Annotated in this window: 3 protein-coding genes; all 3 read right to left on the bottom strand. The window is 67.0% G+C overall.

From position 1 onward, the window contains the following. Positions 1-83: 83 nt before the first annotated feature. The 3 genes from H5397_RS17195 to H5397_RS17185 are packed head-to-tail and all read right to left on the bottom strand — an operon-like array spanning position 84 to position 3,302. Positions 84-1,103: a tyrosine-type recombinase/integrase gene (locus H5397_RS17195; protein ID WP_182818952.1), complete on the bottom strand. Its 1,020-nt coding sequence runs from the start codon at positions 1,101-1,103 to the stop codon at positions 84-86. Continuing rightward, positions 1,090-2,064 (bottom strand): tyrosine-type recombinase/integrase, encoded by a 975-nt coding sequence (locus tag H5397_RS17190; protein WP_182818950.1) that lies wholly within the window; start codon positions 2,062-2,064, stop codon positions 1,090-1,092. The genes H5397_RS17195 and H5397_RS17190 overlap by 14 nt, the downstream gene beginning before the upstream one ends. Beyond that, the gene (locus H5397_RS17185; RefSeq protein WP_182818949.1) at positions 2,061-3,302 is read right to left on the bottom strand and encodes a tyrosine-type recombinase/integrase; all 1,242 of its coding nucleotides are present in this window, start codon (positions 3,300-3,302) and stop codon (positions 2,061-2,063) included. Before H5397_RS17185 ends, H5397_RS17190 begins: the two co-directional genes overlap by 4 nt. Positions 3,303-3,457: the final 155 nt, after the last annotated feature.

Here is a 3,457-nt window from a genome sequence, read left to right as displayed (position 1 = left end):
GACTATCCCGAGGATCTGGTTATCCCGAGTCGTGGCCGTTGCTGCTTGTCAACGGGGGCTGTGGCTGGGGATCCTCGGGATAACTACGTGAGGCCTGCGAGTCGGAGGATCAGGTCGTCGTCTCCTTTCCAGAGGGGCGCGAGTTCGGGGGTGGCGCCGGCGGCTTTCTGGATCGCGTCGCGCACCATCTGGTTGTCGGCCGTGGCGTAGACGCTGGTGGTGGTGATGTTGACGTGGCCGAGAAACTCCTTGATGTGCGGCAGGGGTACGCCAGCTCGCAGCATCTGCATGGCCCGCGCGTGGCGCAACTGGTGGGCATGGACCCGTCGGGGGACATCCGGGCAACCCGGCCGGGCGGCTGCCGCGTATTTGTTCAGCAGGTAGTTGATGTTGTCTTGGCTCATCGGCTGGTGACGGCCGGCCCGGACCGTGTAGAACAGCAGCGTTCCCGGCTCTGGTGTGCCGATGTGGAACGCGTCGAGGTACTGGTCAAGGTGACGGCAGGTCTTGTCCATGATCGGGATCGTCCGGGTCTTGTGGCCCTTGCCAGTCAGGATGACCCGGCCGTGCCCGCTGGTGGTGTCGAGGTCGGCGAGGGTCAGGTCGAGGACTTCCTGGATCCGGGCGGCGGCGTCGAACAATAGCAAGAAGATGGTGGTGTCACGGAGGCCCTGGCGGGTGCGCTGGCCCGGAGCGCGGATCAGTGCCTCGACGGCGGGCATGCTCAGCGCGTCCGGGGCGCGGGCCGGTACCCGGGCGGGCCGGACTTGTTTGATGTCCAGCCAGACCGCGACCAGTGCCGGGTCTTCTGCGGCGCAGAACGACAGGAACGACTTGATCGCTGCCAGACGCTGGTTGGCCGAGGCGGGGCTGACGTGTCGGTCGTCGGTCAGCCAGGTGGTGAACCCCCGGATCGTCGCGTGGTCGATGGCTTCGAAGCTGACCGCGGTCAGGTCCAGCCCGCGGGTTTCGTGCAGGTAGGCCAGCAGCATGGTCAGCGCCGTCTTGTACGAGCGGATGGTATGGGCGCTGAGCCGACGTGAGCGCGGCAGGTAGACGGTCAGCCAGGAACGCACGAGCCGGAAGAAGTCATCCGTGTGCATGGGAGGCCTCGGGCAGGACCGACTCGATACTGATGTTGGCCACCTGGCGCAGGTCGGCATGGAAATCGGGGGTCAGGTGGAAGTAGTACCAGGTGTCCTCGGGGTTGCTGTGCCCCAGGTGCAGGCTCAGGTACATCACCAGCGCCTGCGGGTCGCGGCCCGCACGCACCCACCGGTTGACCGTTTCCATCACATGCGCATGCCGCAAGTCGTAGACCCGCGGTGGCGAGCCCGCGCCGGTTGTACCGGTCACCTCGGCGACAGCCAGGAGTTGACCGAACCAGTGGTCCAGGGTGCACGCACTGTAGAAGCCACCGCTCTGGTTCGGGAAGAACGCGACCCGGTTCGGGTGGTGCGCGCGGATCGTGGCGTCGTAGCGGCGGCAGTAGTCGTGCAGGTCGGCCGACAGGTACACCACCCGGTCCTTGTGTCCTTTCGATTCGCGGATCTGGACGGTGCCCTTGGTCAGGTCGACGTCATTGCGGTGGAGTCGGCGGGCCTCGCCGGGGCGCAGACCCAGGCAGTAGATCATCCGGAAGACCACCGGGATGATCAGATGCCGGCACCCGCCGTAAGGGGTCGCCACGATCTGGTCGGCGGCGTCGAAGATCGCCCGCAGTTCTGCGTGGGTGTACAAGTGCGGACGGTAACGGACCTGCTTGCCTGGGATGCCCGGCGGGATCAGATAGGCGTCCACCCCGAGCCCAGCCATGTGTTTGGCCAACTGCCGGACCGGGGTGATGCGTCGCAGCTGCCCGTTGACGTGCTCGCCGGGACGGCTGGTGGCCCAGCGCATCGCCATGTGCCGGCTCAACGTGGCCTGTCCCGGGTACTCGGTGGCGCACATCGCGTCGAACGCGCGCAGGTGTCGCTCCGAGGTCGTGTACGGGTACCCGAGCGCGTGCTTGACTTCGAGCAGGCCGTCGATGTGGCCGGCCAGGCCGCTGACCAGCCCGGTCATGGCCGTGCCCGGTTCGGTTCGATCCCAGTGAAGTCCAGGCAGCACTGCCGCATCCGGGCCTCGTCGCCTGCCAGATAGTGCTTGGCCGAGTCGATTCCGCGATGACCCAACGCACCACTGATCACCGGCAGGGGCACGTCTTGCTGGAGCATGCCGGTCGCCAACGACGCCCGCAGCACCCGCATCCCTCGCCCCGTACCACTGGTGTTGACCGTCTGGGCGCGGGCGAACGCGCCCGCCGCCACGTGATACAGGTCGGAGCAGCCCAAGCTGACGTGCGGGGCCTGGGAACGCAGGAACACGTGATCGTCGAGCGCGTGAGCCGGTCGGTCGGACAGGAGATAGTCGGTGAGCGCCGCGCCGACGTCGGCCAGCAGCGGCAGCACCACCACCGTCCCGGTCTTGTGCTGGGTCACCGTGATCATCGCTTGGCGCCAATCGATGTCTGCCAGCCGAAGACCGGCGACATCGCTGGGACGCAGCCCCGTCCTGGCCGCCAGTAAGAGCATCGCCCGGTTCCGGCGCCCTACCGGTGTGGCCGGATCGGGGGAAGCCACCACCAACTCCACGTCGTCAGCCGACAACACCACCAGCGTCCGCACACGCCTGCAGTTCGCCGCCGGCACCGCCGGCGACAGCCGCGCGGACCGGCCGGTGTCCTCAAGGAACCGGCACCACACCCGCAAAGCGGTCAACACGGTCCGCATACTGCCCGGTGAGTAGCTGACGCCGAGGAAGGCCACCGCCGCCGACACGTCCCCCGCGGACACCCGCCGCACATCGACCACTCCGCGCTCCGGCAGCCAGGCCAGGACCTTCCGGCTGACCGTCGCGTATAGGGCCGTCGTGGCCGGTGCCAGTCCCTGGCCGGTCAGCCACTGCTCGAACTGTTCCTGTACCGGACGGAACTCCGTAGTCAGGCCCTCATTGCGGTGCCGTCCTCGAGTCACTTTCCACGTGTACGTGCCGGTCGAGGCCACTTCCGACAACACCAACATGCCCTTGCGGAGCAGCTTGCGTTTCCACTCCTTGATGCGGCCCTCAGCGTGCTCGGCAGCCACCCACCGCAGGAACCCGGCCACCACCTCGTCGGTCAGTTCAACAACGTCAGGCTCGCCGCAGAACACCTCGACCCGGGACCACGCCCACCGGTACTGCCACAACGTTGAGGGCGCATGCCCCAAAGCGCTGACCGCCGCGTCGGCCCGCGCGATCACCTCGCCAACAAAGACACCCATGTCCGATCACCTCCAAGCGAAAACCCAGCAGAGACGAGCAACCTACGACTGGAACGCCAGGAGCGTGATTATCCCGAGGATCCCCAGCCACAGCCCCCGTTGACAAGCAGCAACGGCCACGACTCGGGATAACCAGATCCTCGGGATAGTCCTTC

Origin of the sequence: Propioniciclava sp. MC1683, assembly GCF_014164675.1 — a bacterium.
GTDB lineage: Bacteria > Actinomycetota > Actinomycetes > Propionibacteriales > Propionibacteriaceae > Propioniciclava.
The sequence above is the reverse complement of the archived record's forward strand: the minus strand, read 5'-3'. Positions and strand labels throughout refer to the sequence as shown.